19 protein-coding genes are annotated in these 17,393 nt (G+C 65.5%); 16 read left to right on the forward strand and 3 right to left on the reverse strand.

Annotated elements, in window-relative coordinates; genetic code table 11:
- Window positions 1-3: 3 nt before the first annotated feature.
- The 11 genes from phnF to H3221_RS16155 all read left to right on the forward strand — a co-directional run bounded on the left by phnF (window position 4) and on the right by H3221_RS16155 (window position 9,392).
- Complete coding sequence (gene phnF / locus H3221_RS16105) at window positions 4-726, forward strand: phosphonate metabolism transcriptional regulator PhnF (RefSeq protein WP_196474570.1); 723 nt, start codon at window positions 4-6, stop codon at window positions 724-726.
- A gap of 11 nt (window positions 727-737) precedes the next feature.
- Window positions 738-1,187, forward strand: a complete 450-nt coding sequence (phnG, locus tag H3221_RS16110) for a phosphonate C-P lyase system protein PhnG (RefSeq protein ID WP_397428071.1) — start codon at window positions 738-740, stop codon at window positions 1,185-1,187.
- Entirely contained in the window at window positions 1,187-1,798 is a 612-nt protein-coding gene (phnH, locus tag H3221_RS16115) for a phosphonate C-P lyase system protein PhnH (protein WP_196474571.1), read from the forward strand. Before phnG ends, phnH begins: the two co-directional genes overlap by 1 nt.
- On the forward strand, window positions 1,798-2,874 hold the full coding sequence (locus H3221_RS16120; protein WP_196474572.1) for a carbon-phosphorus lyase complex subunit PhnI: 1,077 nt from the start codon (window positions 1,798-1,800) through the stop codon (window positions 2,872-2,874). The genes phnH and H3221_RS16120 overlap by 1 nt, the downstream gene beginning before the upstream one ends.
- Window positions 2,874-3,752: an alpha-D-ribose 1-methylphosphonate 5-phosphate C-P-lyase PhnJ gene (locus H3221_RS16125; protein ID WP_196474573.1), complete on the forward strand. Its 879-nt coding sequence runs from the start codon at window positions 2,874-2,876 to the stop codon at window positions 3,750-3,752. The genes H3221_RS16120 and H3221_RS16125 overlap by 1 nt, the downstream gene beginning before the upstream one ends.
- Window positions 3,749-4,558 carry a phosphonate C-P lyase system protein PhnK gene (gene phnK / locus H3221_RS16130; protein WP_196474574.1) on the forward strand — a complete coding sequence of 270 codons (810 nt, stop codon included), beginning with the start codon at window positions 3,749-3,751 and terminating at the stop codon, window positions 4,556-4,558. Before H3221_RS16125 ends, phnK begins: the two co-directional genes overlap by 4 nt.
- Window positions 4,559-4,817: 259 nt before the next feature.
- Window positions 4,818-5,534 carry a phosphonate C-P lyase system protein PhnL gene (gene phnL / locus H3221_RS16135; RefSeq protein WP_192981034.1) on the forward strand — a complete coding sequence of 239 codons (717 nt, stop codon included), beginning with the start codon at window positions 4,818-4,820 and terminating at the stop codon, window positions 5,532-5,534.
- Window positions 5,524-6,669 carry an alpha-D-ribose 1-methylphosphonate 5-triphosphate diphosphatase gene (locus H3221_RS16140; protein ID WP_196474575.1) on the forward strand — a complete coding sequence of 382 codons (1,146 nt, stop codon included), beginning with the start codon at window positions 5,524-5,526 and terminating at the stop codon, window positions 6,667-6,669. The genes phnL and H3221_RS16140 overlap by 11 nt, the downstream gene beginning before the upstream one ends.
- Window positions 6,669-7,325, forward strand: coding sequence for a phosphonate metabolism protein/1,5-bisphosphokinase (PRPP-forming) PhnN (gene phnN, locus H3221_RS16145; RefSeq protein ID WP_196474576.1), 657 nt, complete (start codon window positions 6,669-6,671; stop codon window positions 7,323-7,325). The genes H3221_RS16140 and phnN overlap by 1 nt, the downstream gene beginning before the upstream one ends.
- Window positions 7,316-8,110, forward strand: coding sequence for a phosphonate metabolism protein PhnP (gene phnP, locus H3221_RS16150; RefSeq protein ID WP_196474577.1), 795 nt, complete (start codon window positions 7,316-7,318; stop codon window positions 8,108-8,110). Before phnN ends, phnP begins: the two co-directional genes overlap by 10 nt.
- A gap of 82 nt (window positions 8,111-8,192) precedes the next feature.
- Window positions 8,193-9,392: an MFS transporter gene (locus H3221_RS16155; RefSeq protein WP_196474578.1), complete on the forward strand. Its 1,200-nt coding sequence runs from the start codon at window positions 8,193-8,195 to the stop codon at window positions 9,390-9,392.
- 19 nt (window positions 9,393-9,411) lie between these two features.
- Here H3221_RS16155 and H3221_RS16160 read toward each other — a convergent pair whose 3' ends face one another.
- From H3221_RS16160 to H3221_RS16170, 3 genes are all read right to left on the reverse strand, one after another.
- Window positions 9,412-10,029 carry an NAD(P)H-dependent oxidoreductase gene (locus H3221_RS16160; RefSeq protein ID WP_196474579.1) on the reverse strand — a complete coding sequence of 206 codons (618 nt, stop codon included), beginning with the start codon at window positions 10,027-10,029 and terminating at the stop codon, window positions 9,412-9,414.
- Window positions 10,022-11,416 carry a class II fumarate hydratase gene (locus H3221_RS16165; protein WP_196474580.1) on the reverse strand — a complete coding sequence of 465 codons (1,395 nt, stop codon included), beginning with the start codon at window positions 11,414-11,416 and terminating at the stop codon, window positions 10,022-10,024. Before H3221_RS16165 ends, H3221_RS16160 begins: the two co-directional genes overlap by 8 nt.
- Before the next feature lie 106 nt (window positions 11,417-11,522).
- Window positions 11,523-12,533: a DUF2804 domain-containing protein gene (locus H3221_RS16170; protein WP_196474581.1), complete on the reverse strand. Its 1,011-nt coding sequence runs from the start codon at window positions 12,531-12,533 to the stop codon at window positions 11,523-11,525.
- Window positions 12,534-12,808: 275 nt separating this feature from the next.
- Here H3221_RS16170 and H3221_RS16175 point away from each other — a divergent pair, with 275 nt between their 5' ends.
- The 5 genes from H3221_RS16175 (at window position 12,809) to H3221_RS16195 (ending at window position 17,367) form a co-directional block, all read left to right on the forward strand.
- On the forward strand, window positions 12,809-13,306 hold the full coding sequence (locus tag H3221_RS16175; protein WP_196474582.1) for a DUF2059 domain-containing protein: 498 nt from the start codon (window positions 12,809-12,811) through the stop codon (window positions 13,304-13,306).
- Window positions 13,307-13,317: 11 nt separating this feature from the next.
- Complete coding sequence (locus tag H3221_RS16180; RefSeq protein ID WP_160020267.1) at window positions 13,318-13,611, forward strand: BolA family protein; 294 nt, start codon at window positions 13,318-13,320, stop codon at window positions 13,609-13,611.
- A gap of 408 nt (window positions 13,612-14,019) precedes the next feature.
- On the forward strand, window positions 14,020-14,958 hold the full coding sequence (gene trhO, locus H3221_RS16185; protein ID WP_196474583.1) for an oxygen-dependent tRNA uridine(34) hydroxylase TrhO: 939 nt from the start codon (window positions 14,020-14,022) through the stop codon (window positions 14,956-14,958).
- A gap of 2 nt (window positions 14,959-14,960) precedes the next feature.
- The gene (locus tag H3221_RS16190; RefSeq protein ID WP_196474584.1) at window positions 14,961-15,593 is read left to right on the forward strand and encodes a DsbA family protein; all 633 of its coding nucleotides are present in this window, start codon (window positions 14,961-14,963) and stop codon (window positions 15,591-15,593) included.
- Complete coding sequence (locus H3221_RS16195; protein ID WP_196474585.1) at window positions 15,586-17,367, forward strand: ABC transporter ATP-binding protein; 1,782 nt, start codon at window positions 15,586-15,588, stop codon at window positions 17,365-17,367. Before H3221_RS16190 ends, H3221_RS16195 begins: the two co-directional genes overlap by 8 nt.
- The last annotated feature ends 26 nt before the right edge of the window (window positions 17,368-17,393 follow it).

Raw genomic sequence — 17,393 nt, forward strand, 5'->3', positions numbered from 1 at the left:
TGCGTGCGCCCTTTTCAAACGATGAACTTGTCTAGACAAAGCGAGCCGCTGTACCGCGAACTGGCTGCCGTGCTGCGCGAAGACCTGCAGCGCATGAGTCCGGGCGACTACCTGCCGGGCGAGATGCAACTGGCCGCGCGGTTTTCCGTCAACCGTCACACCCTGCGCCGCGCGGTGGACGAACTGGTCCTCGAAGGCCGCCTGCTGCGTCGCCAGGGCAAGGGCACTCAGGTGCTGGCCAAGCCGTTGGTTTATCCGGTGGAGGCGGGCAGTGCCTTCAGCCAGTCGCTGTCGGCGCTCGGCCACCGGGTCGAGGCGCAACTGATCGAGCGCCTTCGCCGCAGTGGCAGCAGCGAGGAGTGCCGCCACCTGCACCTGCCCGATGGCAGCGAGCTGATCGAACTGGCCACGCTGCGCCTGCTCGACGGTCAGCCGATGAGCCTGATCCGTCACCGTTTCTGCGCCAGCCTGGCGCCGCTGTTGGCGGACTACCAGGGCGGTTCGCTGCGCCAGTACCTGGCTGAGCGCGACCTGCCGTTGGCGCGCACTTTCAGCCTGATCGGTGCGCGCCTGCCCAGCCGCGAAGAAGCCGCGCACCTGCTGATGCCACGCCATGCGCCGCTGCTCAGCGTACTCACCCTGTCCCGCGACCCTGCCGGTCGTGCGGTGGAGCTGGCGCAGTCCAGCAGCCGCGCCGACCGCTTCCAGTACCAGGTAGCGACCTGATGGAGACCCGCATGAACGACCATGATCCGAACATCGCCGCGCGCCAGCGCTGGATGGGCGTGCTGGCCCGCGCCGGCGACGCCCTCGATGCCCATGAGGCGGCGCTCAAGGACAGCGCCTACCAACTGATCCGCTCCCCCGAGGTCGGCATGACCCTGGTGCGCGGACGCATGGGGGGCACCGGCAGCGCCTTCAATCTCGGCGAGATGACCGTGACCCGCTGCGTGGTGCGCCTGGCCGATGGACGCACCGGCTACAGCTATCTGGCCGGACGCGACAAGCGCCGCGCCGAACTGGCGGCATTGGCCGACGCCCACCTGCAGGGCAGTGACCAGGCGCGCTGGCTCAGTGATCTGATCGAACCCCTGGCCCGTCAGCAGCGCGAACAGCGCCTGGCTCGGGCCGCACAGACTGCCACCACCCAGGTGGAGTTCTTCACCCTGGTCAGAGGAGAGGATTGATGACTACGCCGCACAGCTCGCACTGGCTGCAACCGGCTTTCGACGACCCGGTGTTGGACGCCCAGGTCAGCTTCCGCGCCGCCCTCGCTGCCCTGGCCGAACCCGGCCTGAGCCAGTCGATGGCCCGCGCCCATGCCCTGGGCGATCTGGCGCCGGCCACCTATGGCCTGTGCCTGGCCTTCCTCGACAGCGACACCCCGCTGTGGCTCGCACCGCGCTTCGATACGCCGCTGATCCGCGCCAATCTGGCTTTCCATTGTGGTTGCCCGATCGTCGCCGAGCGCGAGATCGCCCTGTTTGCTCTGCTCGACGAAAGCGAACTCACCGACCTGTCGGACTTCGACAACGGCAGCGAGCGCTACCCGGATCAGTCCTGCACATTACTGATTCAGCTCGCTGACCTGCACGCCGGTGCCCCGCTGCGCTGGCGTGGGCCGGGCATCAAGGACGTGCGCAGCGTCAACCTGCCGCTGCCGGCGTCGTTCTGGCAGCAGCGCCAGGCGCGCAGCGCCTTTCCCCGTGGTCTGGATTGCTTCTTCGCCGCAGGCGGTGAGGTGATCGGCCTGCCGCGCAGCACCCGCGTGCTGATCGAAACCGAGGAGGCTGCCTGATGTATGTCGCCGTCAAGGGTGGCGAACGCGCCATCGACAATGCCCATCAACTGCTGGCCAGCCGTCGCCGTGGCGACTCCGCCGTCGCCGAACTGGGCGTGGAGCAGGTGCGTCAGCAAATGCCGCTGGCCGTGGCCCGTGTGATGAGCGAAGGCTCGCTGTACGACGAGGAACTGGCCGCACTGGCCATCAAGCAGGCGGCCGGCGACCTGATGGAAGCCATCTTCCTCTTGCGTGCCTACCGCACCACCTTGCCGCGTTTCGGCGCCAGCGAGCCGCTGGACAGTACGAAAATGCAGCTGGAGCGCCGCATCTCTGCCACCTTCAAGGACCTGCCCGGTGGCCAACTGCTCGGCCCGACCTTCGACTACACCCACCGCCTGCTGGACTTTGCCCTGCTGGCCGAGGGCGAGTACCCGGCACCGGAAAGCGCCGTGATCGATGAACCGAAAGCCTGCCCTCGGGTGCTGGACTTTCTCGCCGAAGAGGGGCTGATGGCCCGCGAGATGGACGATGGCGCACCGGTGCCGGACATCACCCGCGAGCCGCTGGCCTTTCCCGCCAAACGTGCCGAGCGCCTGCAGGCGTTGGCCCGTGGCGACGAAGGCTTCCTCCTGGCGCTGGGTTATTCCACCCAGCGCGGCTACGGCCGCAACCACCCGTTCGCCGGGGAGATCCGTATTGGTGACGTCGAGGTGTGGATGACGCCCGCCGAACTGGGCTTCGCCGTGCCGCTGGGCGACATCGAAATCACCGAGTGCGAGATGGTCAACCAGTTCGTCGGTGAAAGCGCCGAGCAGGCGCAGTTCACCCGTGGCTACGGCTTGGCCTTCGGTTACGCCGAACGCAAGGCCATGGGCATGGCCCTGGTCGACCGCGCCCTGCGCGCCGGCGAGTACGGTGAGGAAGTGCAGGGCCCGGCGCAGGAGGAGGAATTCGTGCTGATGCACTGCGACAACGTCGAGGCCGCCGGCTTTGTCTCGCACCTCAAATTGCCGCACTACGTCGACTTCCAGGCCGAACTGGAACTGATCCGCAAGCTGCGCCGCCAGGCGCCGGCAGAGGAGAACCGCTGATGAACATGTCCACTGCAAGCGGCGCCCGCGAGGCGTCGGCCTACAACTTCGCCTACCTCGACGAACAGACCAAGCGCATGATTCGTCGTGGCCTGCTCAAGGCCGTATCCATCCCCGGCTACCAGGTGCCCTTCGGCGGCCGCGAGATGCCGCTGCCCTACGGCTGGGGCACCGGTGGCATGCAACTGACCGCCGCCATTCTCGGTGCGGATGATGTGCTCAAGGTGATCGACCAGGGCGCTGACGACACCACCAACGCGGTGTCGATCCGTCGCTTCTTCGCCCGCACCGCCGGCGTTGCCACCACTGAGCGCACGGTGGAGGCCAGCGTGATCCAGACCCGCCATCGCATCCCCGAAACGCCACTTTCGGCCGGGCAGATCATGGTCTACCAGGTGCCGATTCCCGAGCCGCTGCGTTTCATCGAACCGAGCGAGCAGGAGACAAGGACCATGCATGCGCTGGAGGACTACGGCGTGATGCACGTGAAGCTGTATGAGGACATCGCCACCTTCGGCCATATCGCTACCGCCTATGCCTACCCGGTGACGGTGGATGAGCGCTACGTGATGGACCCGTCGCCGATCCCGAAATTCGACAACCCCAAGCTGGACATGAGCCCGGCGCTGATGCTGTTCGGCGCGGGGCGTGAGAAGCGCCTCTACGCCGTCCCGCCGTTCACCCAGGTGGTCAGTCTGGACTTCGAGGATCACCCCTTCGCCGTGCAGCAGTGGGAGGAGTGCTGCGCTTTCTGTGGCAGCAGCGAGTCCTTCCTCGACGAGCTGATCGTCGACGATGCCGGCAGCAAGCGCTACGTCTGCTCCGATACCGACTACTGCCGTCAGCGCACCGAGCGTCTTGAGGAGAACCTGCAATGAGCGCCGCCGAACGTCTGCAACCTGCTCTGGCAATGGCCGAGCCGCTGTTCTCGGCGCGCGATCTGACCCGCCTGTACGGCCCGGAAAAGGGCTGCCAGGGGGTGAGCTTCGACCTCTATCCTGGTGAGGTGCTGGGCATCGTCGGCGAGTCCGGCTCGGGCAAGTCGACCTTGCTCAGCTTGCTCTCCGGGCGCTGCCTGCCGGATCGCGGCAACGTGAGTTATCGCGCCCGCGACGGCCAGTGGCTCGACTTGTACAGCGCCAGCGAGGCCGAGCGGCGTACGTTGCTGCGCACCGAATGGGGCTTCGTCGAGCAGAACCCGCGTGACGGCCTGCGCATGGCGGTATCGGCCGGCGCCAACATCGGCGAGCGGCTGATGGCCCAGGGCGTGCGCCACTATGGCGAGCTGCGCGCCGCCGGGCTCGACTGGCTGAGCCAGGTGGAGATCGACCCGGCGCGTATCGACGACCTGCCGCGCACCTTCTCCGGCGGCATGCAGCAGCGCCTGCAGATCGCCCGCAACCTGGTCTCCGCGCCGCGCCTGGTGTTCATGGACGAGCCGACCGGGGGCCTCGATGTCTCCGTTCAGGCGCGCCTGCTGGATCTGCTGCGCGGGTTGGTACGCGAGCTGGACCTGGCGGTGGTGATCGTCACCCACGACCTGGCGGTGGCGCGCCTGCTGGCCGACCGCCTGATGGTGATGCGGCGCTCGAAGGTCGTGGAGGCGGGGCTGACCGACCAGATTCTCGACGATCCGCAGCATCCGTATTCGCAGTTGCTGGTGTCGTCGGTGTTGCAGCCATGAGCCTACTGCGAACTGGTGCTGCGTAGGGTGGATGACGCTCTTCTCATCCACCAGTGAGTCGCCATCGGTGGATGGATAAAGCGCCATCCACCCTACAACCGCCAACCTTTGTGGGCGCTTTTCTCCCCTCTCCCGCTTGCGGGAGAGGGGCCGGGGAGAGGGGCTTCGCTTGCATCGGGTCGCCTGCACGACCCTCTCCCCAGCCCTCTCCCATAAATGGGAGAGGGGGCAGATCGTGCCTACTGTAATCGAGGTGTATATGAACAACCTGATCGAGGTCAGCGGCCTCAGCAAGACCTTCACCCTGCACCAGCAGAACGGCGTCGTCCTGCAGGTGCTGCGTGACTTGAACTTCAGCGTGCGGGGCGGCGAGTGCCTGGTGCTGCACGGCCAGTCCGGCGCTGGCAAGTCGACCCTGCTGCGCACGCTGTACGGCAACTACCTGGCCGCTGGCGGCAGCATCCGCATCCGTCACCAGGGCGCGCCGGTAGAGCTGGTCGGCGCCGAGCCACGCCAGGTGCTGGACGTGCGGCGGCAGAGTCTGGGTTATGTCAGTCAGTTCCTGCGGGTGATCCCGCGCGTCTCGACCCTGGACGTGGTGATGGAGCCGGCGCTGTCGCGTGGCTGGGCGCGTGCCGATGCGCAGGCGCGTGCCAAGGAACTGCTGGCGCGGCTGAACATTCCCGAGGCGCTCTGGCAACTGGCGCCGGGCACCTTCTCCGGGGGCGAGCAGCAGCGCGTCAATATCGCCCGCGGCTTCATGGTCGAGTGGCCGGTAATGCTGCTGGACGAGCCCACCGCCTCGTTGGACGACGCCAACCGCCAGGTGGTGCTGGAGCTGATCAACGAAGCCAAGGCCGCAGGCAGCGCACTGATTGGCATTTTCCACGACCGCACCGCCCGTGAGGCGGTGGCCGACCGTTACCTCGATATGAGCGCCGAGGCGGCGCAACCGGAGTACGTCTATGTCGTCTGAACAGATTCTCAGCAACGCCCGCGTCGTCACCGCTGAGCGGGAATTCCTGGGTAGCCTGCTGCTGCGTGACGGACTGATCGCAGCGGTGGACGAGGGCGCCAGCCGCCTGCCGCAGGCCCGGGATCTCGGCGGCGATTACCTGCTGCCGGGGTTGGTGGAGTTGCACACCGACAACCTGGAAAAACACATGAGCCCGCGCCCTGGCGTGGACTGGCCATCGGCTTCGGCTGTACTGACCCACGATGCACAGATCGTCGCCGCCGGCATCACCACAGTGTTTGACGCGCTGTCCATCGGCGACATCAACCCGCGCGGCCGGCGCATGCAGCAGTTGCCGGCGATGATCGAGGCCATCGCTGCCAGCGAGGCGGCCGGGCAGACTCGCGCCGAGCACCGCCTGCACCTGCGTTGCGAGCTGTGCCATCCGGATGCCCTGACGATCTACCGCGACCTGGTGGAGCACCCGCTGGTGGCGCTGGTCTCGGTGATGGATCACTCGCCCGGCCAGCGCCAGTTCGCCAAGGTGGAGAAGTACCGCGAGTACTACATGGGCAAGTATCACCTGAGCCCGGCAGAGATGGAGGATTTCCTCCAGGAGCAGATCGCCAACTCGCGTCAGTACAGCGACCGTCAGCGCCGCGCCATCGTCGAGGACTGCCACAGTCGCGGCATCTCGGTGGCCAGCCATGATGACGCGACCCTGGCCCATGTACAGGAATCGGCGGATTTCGGCATGGCCATCGCCGAGTTCCCTACCACCCTGGAGGCGGCCAGGGCCAGCCATGAACTGGGTCTGAAAGTATTGATGGGCGCGCCGAACGTGGTGCGTGGCGGCTCGCACTCGGGCAATATCGCCGCCGCTGAGCTGGCGCGCCATGGCGTACTGGATATCCTCTCCAGCGACTACTACCCGGCCAGCCTGTTGCATGCGGCCTGGCTGCTCGTCGGGCAGGACAACGACTATGATTTGCCTGCGGCCATCGCCACCGTGAGCCGCGCGCCGGCCAGGGCGGCCGGGCTGGATGATCGCGGCGAAATTCGCGTCGGCCTGCGCGCCGATCTGGTGCAGGCCAGGGCCCATGGCGAGCAGCCGGTGATCCAGCAAGTGTGGCGCCAAGCACGAAGGGTGTTCTGATGCAGGGCAGGTTGATCTATCTGATGGGGCCTTCGGGCTCGGGCAAGGACAGCCTGTTGCAAGCCGCACGCGCGCCGCTGGAGGCGCACGGCTGCCGGTTCGCCCGGCGGGTGATCACCCGCAGCGCCGAATCGGTAGGGGAAGATGCGCTGGGCGTCACCCCGGCCGAGTTCGAGCGCCTGGAGGGCGAGGGCGCCTTCGCCCTGAGCTGGCGGGCCAATGGCCTGGCCTATGGAATCCCGCGCGAGATCGATGATTGGTTGAGCGCCGGGCAGGACGTGCTGATCAATGGTTCGCGCGGTCATCTCGAGGCTGCGCGCCAGCGCTATCCGAATTTGCTGGCGGTTCTTCTTCAGGTCGATGAGGCCGTGCTGCGCCAACGCCTGCTGGCCCGTGGCCGGGAGACGCCGGAGCAGATCGAGCAGCGCCTGGCCCGTAGCCGCGAACTGCAGGTGGGTAGCGCTTCCTCCCCTCTCCCGCTTGCGGGAGACGACTGCATGGATGCAGGAGGGAGGGAGATGCAGGACGCCAAAGCCGAGGGGCCGGGGGAGAGGGCTGGCCAGGCTGACACCGTCATCCTCGACAACTCCAGCCCCTTGCCGCAAACCGTCAGCCGCCTGTTGCACCTGCTCGACGAGGCCCGCCAATGCGCCTGACCCTGCTCGGCACCGGCGATGCCCGTCAGGTGCCGGTCTACAACTGCAGTTGTCCGGCCTGCGATGCGGCACGCGTGTATCCGGCGCGGCGCCGTGGCCCCTGTTGTGCGTTGATCGAATGCGGCACGCAGCGCTGGCTGATCGACAGCGGCCTGACCGACCTCACCGAGCGCTTCGCGCCGCACAGCCTCAGCGGCATTGTGCAGACCCACTACCACGCCGACCACGCCCAGGGCCTGCTGCACCTGCGCTGGGGCCAGGGGCTGGTGATTCCGGTGCATGGCCCGGATGACCCGGAAGGGTTGGCCGACCTGTACAAACACCCCGGTATCCTCGACTTCAGCCAGCCATTCGCCGCCTTCGAGCGCCGTCAGTTGGGTGAGTTGCGCGTCACTGCCCTGCCGCTGAATCATTCCAAGCCGACCTTCGGGTACCTATTTGAAGGGCGAGGGTTCGACGGGCAGGGGGCGGAAGGGCGGGAAGTGCAGGGGAAGGGCAGGCGCATCGCCTACCTCACCGATACCCTCGGTGTGCCCGAAGCCAGTTGCGCCGAATTACAGCGTGCACCGCTGGATGTGCTGGTGCTCGATTGCTCCACCGCCCCGCAACCTGTCGCACCGCGCAACCACAACGATCTGACCCGCGCGCTGGAGGTCATCGAGCGGTTGCAGCCGACGCAGGCGGTGCTGACCCATATCGGCCATGCCTTCGACGCCTGGTTGCTGGATCATCCCGACGCGTTGCCGAGCGGCGTAAGCCTGGCCAGCGACGGCCTGGTGCTTTGATTGTGCTGAGCCCAATGTTTCCGAGGTGTACGACTTTGCCGCCTCAGTGCACAACCTTCCGGCTGCTTGCCCTAAGAACATCATGAAGGCTCGCCGCATTACCCTGCTGCTGTGTACGGCCGAAACCCTGGGCATGGCCGGTTTTGCCCTGTTCGCCGCATTGCTGCCGCAATTTCAGGTGCTCTGGGGGCTGAGCAATACCGAGGCCGGCTGGATCGGCGGCGGCTTCTTTCTCGGTTATATGTTGGCCGTGCCGGTGCTCACGGGCCTGACCGACCGCCACGATGCCCGACTGATCTACCTGTGGGCCATGCTGCTGACGGCCGCGGCCAGCGCCGGTTTCGTCTTCGCCGATGGTTTCTGGTCGGCGCTGCTCTGGCGTGTGCTCGCCGGCATCGGCTTGGCGGGGACCTACATGCCGGGGCTCAAGGCGTTATCAGAGCGCATCGACGGCGCCTCGCAGTCGCGGGCAATCGCTTTCTACACCGCCAGCTTTGGTCTGGGCACGGCGCTTTCCTTCACCCTGTCCGGTGAGCTGGCCAAGCTCGGCGGCTGGCAAGTGCCGGCACTGCTCAGTGGCGGCTGCGCGCTGCTGGCCTGGGCGCTGGTGTACCGGGGCCTGGCGCCGAAGCCGGTGGCGGCGCATGCGCCGCGCAATCTGCTGGATCTGGCACCCCTGAAGAGTCGTGCGGTGCTGGCCTACTGCCTGGCTTACGCGATGCACAACCTGGAACTGTTCGCCCTGCGCGCCTGGCTGGTGGCCTTCGTGGTGTTCTCCGGGCATCTGCAGGGCGTCGATCCCTGGCTATCGGGCACCTGGGTAGCGATGCTGGCGACGCTGATCGGTATGCCGTCGAGCATCCTTGGCAATGAGCTGGCGCTGCGTTTCGGTCGTCAGCGCTGGCTTATCGGCGTGATGCTCGCCTCCGCGCTGCTGGCAATCGTGGTCGGCCTGGGTGCGGCACTGCCGTTCTGGGTGATGCTGGTGCTGGTTCTGCTCTATGCGGTGACTGTGACCGCCGACTCCGCCTCGCTGACCGCCGGGCTGGTCAGTGTCGCCCCGGCCAGCCACCGTGGGGCAGCGATGGCGCTGTATTCCTGCACCGGCTTTACCGGCGCGTTCCTCGGGCCGCTATTGTTCGGCATGACCCTCGATGCCCTGGGTGATCAGCAGTTGCTTGGCTGGTGGGCGGCGTTCGCGCTGATGGGCCTGCTGTTGACGCTGGGCCCGCTGGCGCTGTGGTGGGCGGGTAGGGCACGCGAGAGTGCTGCTGGTTTGTAGGCCCGATGTGCCTGCTGCGTCACGCCTTCGTTCCCAGTGCTTCAGCCTGGCGCAGCCAGCTCTGGCGCTGTTCCTCATTGGAGGGGCGCACCGGGGCGAATTCGCTCAGGCGCCGCGTTTTGATGCCGCAGAAACCGAGGATGGTGCGCACCATCTGCCGATGGGCCGGGGCACCATAGATCCAGCGGAAGTACCAGCGTGGCGTGTCCATGGTCACCAGCAGGTCGGCGCTGCGCCCGGTGAGCAGCTTGTCCCAGAGTTGCGAGCGGTTGCGGTACTTGAAGGCGAAACCGGGCAGGAACACCCGGTCGAAGAAGCCCTTGAGCAGCGCAGGAATGCCACCCCACCAGACTGGGTAGACGAACACCAGGTGCTCGGCCCAGTGGATCAGACGCTGAGCTTCGAGCAAGTCCGGCTCCAGATTCTGGCTCTGCTCGTAACCTTCACGCAGTATCGGATCGAACTGTATCTCGCCGAGCCGGAGTTGGCGCACCACGTGCCCCTTGCTGCGTGCTCCCTGGCTGTAGGCCTCGGCCAGGGCATGGCAGAAGCTGTCCTTTTTCGGCGTGCCGAGAATCAGCAGGATTCGTTTGCCATCGCCTTCCAGCGGTGTGGCGCCGCTCTTGCCCTCAGTCATGCCGCCCGGCTCCGAGCATGTCCTGTGGTCGTACCCATTGGTCGAATTCCTCTTCGTTAAGGTAGCCGAGCTGCAGCGCGGCCTGGCGCAGGGTGCTGCCTTCGGCGTAGGCCTTCTTGGCAATTTCAGCGGCCTTGTCGTAGCCGATATGAGGATTGAGCGCGGTCACCAGCATCAGGCCGTTCTCCAGGTGCGCGGCCATTTGCGCGGCATCCGGCTGCAGATCTGCGACGCAGTGCTGCTGGAAGTTGCGGCAACCATCGGCGAGCAGGCGGATCGATTGCAGCAGGTTGTGGATGATCACCGGCTTGAACACGTTCAGCTGCAGGTGGCCCTGGCTGGCGGCGAAGCTGATGGTGGCGTCGTTGCCCAGTACCTGGCAGGCGAGCATCGACAGTGCTTCGCATTGGGTGGGGTTGACCTTGCCCGGCATGATCGAGCTGCCCGGCTCGTTGGCCGGCAGGCGCACCTCGGCGAAGCCGGCACGCGGGCCCGAACCAAGCAGACGCAGGTCGTTGGCCAGCTTCATCAGCGCCACGGCCAGGGTTTTCAAGGCCCCGGACAGGTGTACGAGAGGTTCATGGCCGGACAGCGCAGCGAATTTGTTCGGCGCGCTGGTCAGTGGCAGGCCAGTTAGCGCGGCCAGTTCGGCAGCGATGGCTTCGGCGAAGCCGGCCGGAGCATTGAGGCCGGTACCGACGGCGGTACCACCCTGAGCCAGTTCGCAGGCTGCGGGCAGGGCGGCGCGAATCGCCGCTTCGGCGTGGCCGAGCTGGGCGACGAAGGCCGACAGCTCCTGGCCGAACGTGATCGGCGTGGCGTCCATCATGTGCGTGCGCCCGGTCTTGACCAAGTTGGCATGACGCTGCGCCTGCTCCTGCAGCCCATCACGCAACTCGGCCAGCGCCGGCAGCAGGCAATGGCGCACGTCCTGCACGGCGGCGATGTGCATGGCCGTGGGGAAGCAGTCGTTGGAACTCTGCGCGCGGTTGACGTGATCGTTGGGATGTACCGGGGTCTTGCCGCCACGGCTGCCGCCGGCCAGTTCGTTGGCGCGCCCGGCGATCACTTCGTTGACGTTCATGTTGCTCTGCGTGCCGCTGCCGGTCTGCCAGACCACCAGGGGGAACTGCGCGTCGTGCTGGCCTTCGAGCACTTCGTCTGCGGCCTGTTCGATCAGGCGGGCGATGTCCGCCGGCAGCTCGCCGCTGCGGCAGTTGACCCGAGCCGCGGCTTTCTTGATCAGCGCCAGGGCGTGCAACACGGCCAGTGGCATGCGCTCCTGGCCGATGGCGAAGTTGATCAGCGAGCGCTGGGTCTGCGCGCCCCAGTAAGCGTCGTCAGGGACTTCGATGGGGCCGATGCTGTCGGTTTCGGTGCGGCTCATTGCGTTCTCCGGGGCAAGTGCAAGGTTGCTGGCAGTTTAGGTCGTGCCGTCGAAGACTGGTTCCACAACTTGTCTATCAGGTTGATTGGAGCCTTTGAGCGTGCGACTACCAGCGGGCGTGGGTTTCACCCAGCCAGCCCAGCGCTCCGTCCACCGGCACGCGCTCGCCCTTCGGGCCGCGCAGTACGCCGTCGTAATGACCGAAGCGCTGTACGGTATTGGCGTGGAAGGGGCCGAGTTTGGGGCAGGCCTTGTGCAACTGGCGAGGTGTGAAGCGCAGCGCCACGCGATCATCTTCGCTGTCCAGGCGCCAGGGCGCCAGTGGCGCCTGTGAGCTGCGTTCGATATGCAGCGGGCTGTCGAGCAGCTGCACTTCACCGCCGAACCACAGGGAATTTTCGGACAGGCCGCTGTGATCGAGCCAGCCAGCACCGAAGTTGCCGGCGATGCCGCCCGCTGCAGCGAACGCCGCCCGCTGCCAGTAAGTATTCAACGGCCAGACGCCGCGCCCGAAGTCCAGCGCGGCGAAGCTCTGGCCCGGCACGCAGCTGTAATGCTTGCCGCCCAACTGCAGGCTGCCTGCGGTGGGCAGGCCGAGTTGCCGACAGGTGGCATGAAAGCCGCCATTTTGCAACGGCGCGACCAGATTGACCGATTGCAGATGGGCAGGGCGCTGAATGTCCAGGGCCACCTGCAGTGGCTGGCCGCCAATATCCGGGGCGGCAGCGGTGAGGCGCAGGCGTCCGGGGTGCTCATCGATGCGCAGTTGCAGGCGCGAGTGGCTGAAGGAGTGACTCTCCAGCGGTAGGTCGGGCAACTGGCAGCCGAGGGCAAAGGGACGGAACTGGGTATGGGCGACGGCCTGGCCGGTTTCCAGATCGAGGAAGTAGGCGGCGCCGTAGCCGAGGTAGTCGAGGTCAGCCAGGGTTAGCGAGAGCATCCACTGCGGCGTGGTGATGCACCAGTGATTCCAGCGTTTGCGCCGCCCGGCGTGACCATGCAGGGTGCAGTCCACTTGCGGTCGATTGGACCAACCAATGGCCTCATCCAGCAGTCGGCCTTTGCTGTCGCAAAGTGGCTGGAGCGGAAGGGGCGCGTGTGAGGTGAGGCTGGTCATCGGGCACGTCCATGTGTGTGCGCGGGCTGGCGATCAATTGCCGGCTCTTGAGGTGCGCACGCCTTGTTTAATAATGTGGAGGTCGCAAAGAATGCCGAGCCCACACGAGCATGAGCAAGTACTGGCATTTTGGCAACTGACCAGTGGGTGCGCCGGTCAACATGACGGGTGTGAGCCAGCGCACAACGCGCATCGCTTGAGGGATTTCCGCGCAGGGCACAAAATGCCGCCTTCGTAGTCTACCCAGACTCATTCACAACCTCTGGACGCTCTCCATGCTCCGTTTTTCCAAACTCTGCACCGCCGTTCTGCTCAGCGCGAGCGCATCGCTGGCCATGGCCGATGCCGCCAGTCACGCCGCCGATGCCGAGCGTTTTCTCAAGCTGGCCAACGCCGACAGGCTGACCGTGCCTGTCTACGGTCAGGTGCAGCAGATGTTCGCGCAGCGCTTCGCCGAGGCGCCGGATGGCAAGAAAGCGGTGCTTGAAAGCTATCAGGCCAAGGCCAACACCGCGCTGGACAAGGCCGTTGGCTGGGACAAGCTGAAGCCGGACATGGTCAAGCTTTATACCAGCAACTTCAACGAGCAGGAGCTCAAGGACCTGATCGCCTTCTACGAGTCGCCGCTGGGGCAGAAGGTGCTGCAGAAGATGCCGACGCTCACCGCGCAGTCTGCGCAGATCACCCAGAGCAAGCTGGAGTCCGCCGTGCCCGAGGTGAACAAGCTGCTGGCCGACATGAGCAATGAACTCGGCCTGCCGAAACAGCCCTGATGGAGCCCAAGATGTCCAAGCAAGACCTGATCGTCACCGCCCTGGCTGCGCTGCAGCCCGAGCATCTCGATGTGCTGGACGAGAGTCACATGCACAGTCGCGGTCTGGAGACTCACTACAAGGCGGTGATCGTCAGCCCGGCGTTTGCCGGTCTGAATGCGGTCAAGCGACATCAGAAAGTTTATGCGACGGTCGGCGAGCTGATGGGGCAGATCCATGCGCTGGCGCTGCACACCTACACCCCGGAGGAGTGGGCGGCGCAGGGCATGGCTCCGGCCTCGCCGACCTGCCGAGGCGGTCATTGAGGTAGCCCGGATGCAATCCGGGAAAACCCATCAGCAATTCCCGGATTGCATCCGGGCTACGCGACAGGCTGTCGCGCCCTGTCGCCAACTTGCCCTGGCGATGCTCGGCTTTGCTACAATCGCCCGCGCGCCGGCCCACGCCGGCGCTTTCGTTTAGATTCTCGATCTAGCGCGCTAGAGCCATGCAAGGCGCTACGTTAGTAACAGCCTCAGGCTGGTCAAAGCAGGCGAGGAAGTGCAGTGTACTTTTGTACATGAGCATTACTCATTTCACTCGCCCTTCGGGCCGTCCTCCGGACGCTCAGTGACACGTCACTGTCCAAGCCTGTTTTTAACGCAGCAGGGCCGACGCGCAGTTGATCGAGGTCCAGTCCGCCCTTTACGTGGGTGATTACTGAGAGAATATTCATGACCGACAAGATCGTCGTCGCGGCGCTGTATAAATTCGTCTCCCTGCCGGACTACCAGGCGCTGCGCGAACCCTTGCTGCAAACCCTGCTCGATAACGACATCAAGGGCACCCTGTTGCTCGCCGAAGAGGGCATCAACGGCACGGTCTCCGGCACTCGTGCCGGTATCGATGCACTGCTCGCCTGGTTCGCTCAGGACGCCCGCCTGGCCGATATCGACCACAAGGAATCCTACTGCGATGAGCAGCCGTTCTATCGCACCAAGGTCAAACTGAAGAAAGAGATCGTCACCCTCGGCGTACCGGGCGTCGATCCCAACCAGCGCGTCGGTACCTATGTCGAGCCGCAGGACTGGAATGCCCTGATCAGCGACCCCGAAGTGCTGCTGATCGATACCCGCAACGACTATGAAGTGGCCATCGGCACCTTCGAGGGTGCCATCGACCCCAAGACCAAGTCGTTCCGCGAGTTTCCCGAGTACATCAAGTCCCACTTCGATCCCAGCAGGCACAAGAAGGTGGCGATGTTCTGCACCGGTGGCATTCGCTGTGAGAAGGCCTCCAGCTACATGCTCGGCGAAGGTTTCGAGGAGGTCTATCACCTCAAGGGCGGTATTCTCAAATACCTTGAGGAAGTGCCGCAGGAAGAGACCAAGTGGCAGGGTGACTGCTTCGTCTTCGACAACCGCGTGACCGTGCGTCACGACTTGTCCGAAGGCGACTACGATCAGTGTCACGCCTGCCGCACGCCGATTTCCGTGGAAGACCGCCAGTCCGAGTTCTACAGCCCTGGCGTCAGTTGCCCGCATTGCTGGGATTCGCTGCCGGAGAAAACCCGCGAAAGCGCCCGCGAGCGACAGAAGCAGATCGAGCTGGCCCGTGCGCGCAACCAGCCGCACCCCATTGGCCGTAACCCCCGCCAACTGAACGAGGCCTGACCATGGCTAGTCGCCTGCTCTACGTGATGGACCCGATGTGCTCCTGGTGCTGGGGTTTTGCACCGGTAATCGAAGCCCTCGCCGAGCAGGCGGCGGCAGCCTCTGTGCCGCTGCAGATCGTGGTGGGTGGCCTGCGCCGTGACCAGGTGGCCGTCGATGCTGCTGCCCGCGTGCGCTACCTGGGCTACTGGCAGGCGGTCAACGCCAGCACCGGACAGCTGTTCGACTTCGAACGTGGTCTGCCCGAGGGGCTGGTGTATGACACCGAGCCTGCCTGCCGCGCGCTGGTGACCGCACGCAACCTCCATGCGCCGAGTGCCTGGACGCTGCTCAAGCTGATTCAGCAAGCCTTCTACACCGAGGGCGCTGACGTCACCCAAGCCAGCGTTCTGGTGCAACTGGCCGAGCAGGCCGGTATCCCGCGCATCGAGTTCGCCGAGGCCTTCGACAGCCAGGCCATGCAGGAGGCGACCGCCGCCGACTTCACCTGGGTGCAGGATCTGGGCATCTCCGGCTTTCCCACGCTGTTGGCCGAGCGCGATGGCCAACTGGCGCTGCTGACCAATGGCTATCAACCGCTCGAGGTGCTGGCGCCGCTGCTGGGCCGCTGGCTGGAGCGCGCTGCCCATGCCTGATCGGTTGAGCTGGGCAGAAATCCGTCGCCTGGCCCTGCATCACAAGAAGGCGCTGATCCTGGCGAATCTGGTGGCCGTGCTGGCGACTCTGTGCAGTGTGCCAATCCCGTTGCTGTTGCCGCTGCTGGTGGACGAAGTGCTGCTGCATGACGGCGACGCGGCGCTCAAGGTGATGGACAACTTCCTGCCAGCCGGCTGGGAAACGGCGGCCGGCTATATCGGCCTGATGCTGCTGCTGACGCTGCTGCTGCGCAGCTCGGCGCTGATCTTCAATGTGTTGCAGGCGCGCCTGTTTGCCAGGCTGTCGAAAGACATCGTCTACCGCATCCGCATGCGCCTGATCGAACGGCTCAAGCGCATCTCCCTTGGTGAGTACGAGAGCCTGGGGGGCGGCACCGTGACCACCCACCTGGTCACCGATCTGGACACCCTGGACAAGTTCGTTGGCGAGACCCTCAGCCGTTTTCTGGTGGCGGTGCTGACCCTGGTCGGCACCTCGGCCATCCTGATCTGGATGCACTGGCAACTGGCCTTGCTGATCCTGCTGTTCAACCCGCTGGTGATCTACGCCACCGTGCTGCTGGGCAAGAAGGTCAAGCACCTGAAGAAGCTGGAGAACGACAGCACGTCGCGCTTCACTCAGGCGCTGACCGAGACCCTGGAAGCGATTCAGGAAGTGCGCGCCGGCAACCGCCAGGGCTACTTCCTTGGCCGTCTTGGTGGGCGCGCACGAGAGGTACGCGACTATGCCGTGGCCTCGCAATGGAAGAGCGACGCCTCGAACCGGGCCAGTGGTCTGCTGTTTCAGTTCGGCATCGACGTGTTCCGCGCGGCGGCGATGCTCACCGTGCTGTTCTCCGACCTGTCCATTGGCCAGATGCTCGCGGTGTTCAGTTACCTGTGGTTCATGATCGGCCCGGTGGAACAGCTGCTCAGCCTGCAGTACGCGTTCTATGCCGCAGGTGGTGCGCTGACCCGTATCAACGAGTTGCTGGCGCGCAAGGACGAGCCGCAGTACGACGGGCGCGTCGACCCTTTCAAGGGGCGCGACACGGTCGGTATCGAGGTGCGTGGGCTGACCTTCGGCTACGGCGAGGAATCGGTACTGGATCGGCTCGACCTGTCCATCGGTCCGGGTGAAAAGGTCGCCATCGTCGGCGCCTCTGGCGGTGGCAAGAGCACCCTGGTGCAGCTGCTGCTGGGCCTTTACACGCCGCAAGCCGGCAGCATTCGCTTCGGTGGTAGCGTGCTGGAGGAGATCGGCCTGGACTGCGTGCGCGAAAACGTCGCCGTGGTGTTGCAGCACCCGGCGTTGTTCAACGATACGGTGCGCGCCAACCTGACCATGGGGCGTGAACGCAGCGATGAAGCCTGCTGGCAGGCGCTGCGTATCGCCCAGCTTCACGACACCATTGTGCAACTGCCGCAAGGCCTGGACAGCGTGGTCGGGCGCAGCGGCGTACGGCTCTCCGGCGGGCAGCGCCAGCGGCTGGCGATTGCCCGCATGGTGCTTGCCGAGCCGAAGGTGGTGATCCTCGATGAGGCCACCTCGGCGCTGGATGCAGCCACCGAGTACGCCCTGCACGAAGCGCTGGCGCAGTTCCTCGAGGGGCGTACCACGCTGATCATTGCCCACCGCCTCAGTGCGGTGAAGCAGGCTGACCGTGTGCTGGTTTTCGATGGCGGCAGCGTCGCCGAGGATGGCGACCACCAGCAGTTGATCGCCGAAGGTGGCCTCTATGCCAAACTCTACGGGCATTTGCAGCAGGGTTGACTCGTAGGGTGCGCCGTGCGCACCGT

This window comes from Pseudomonas chaetocerotis (genome assembly GCF_015712105.2).
GTDB lineage: Bacteria > Pseudomonadota > Gammaproteobacteria > Pseudomonadales > Pseudomonadaceae > Aquipseudomonas > Aquipseudomonas chaetocerotis.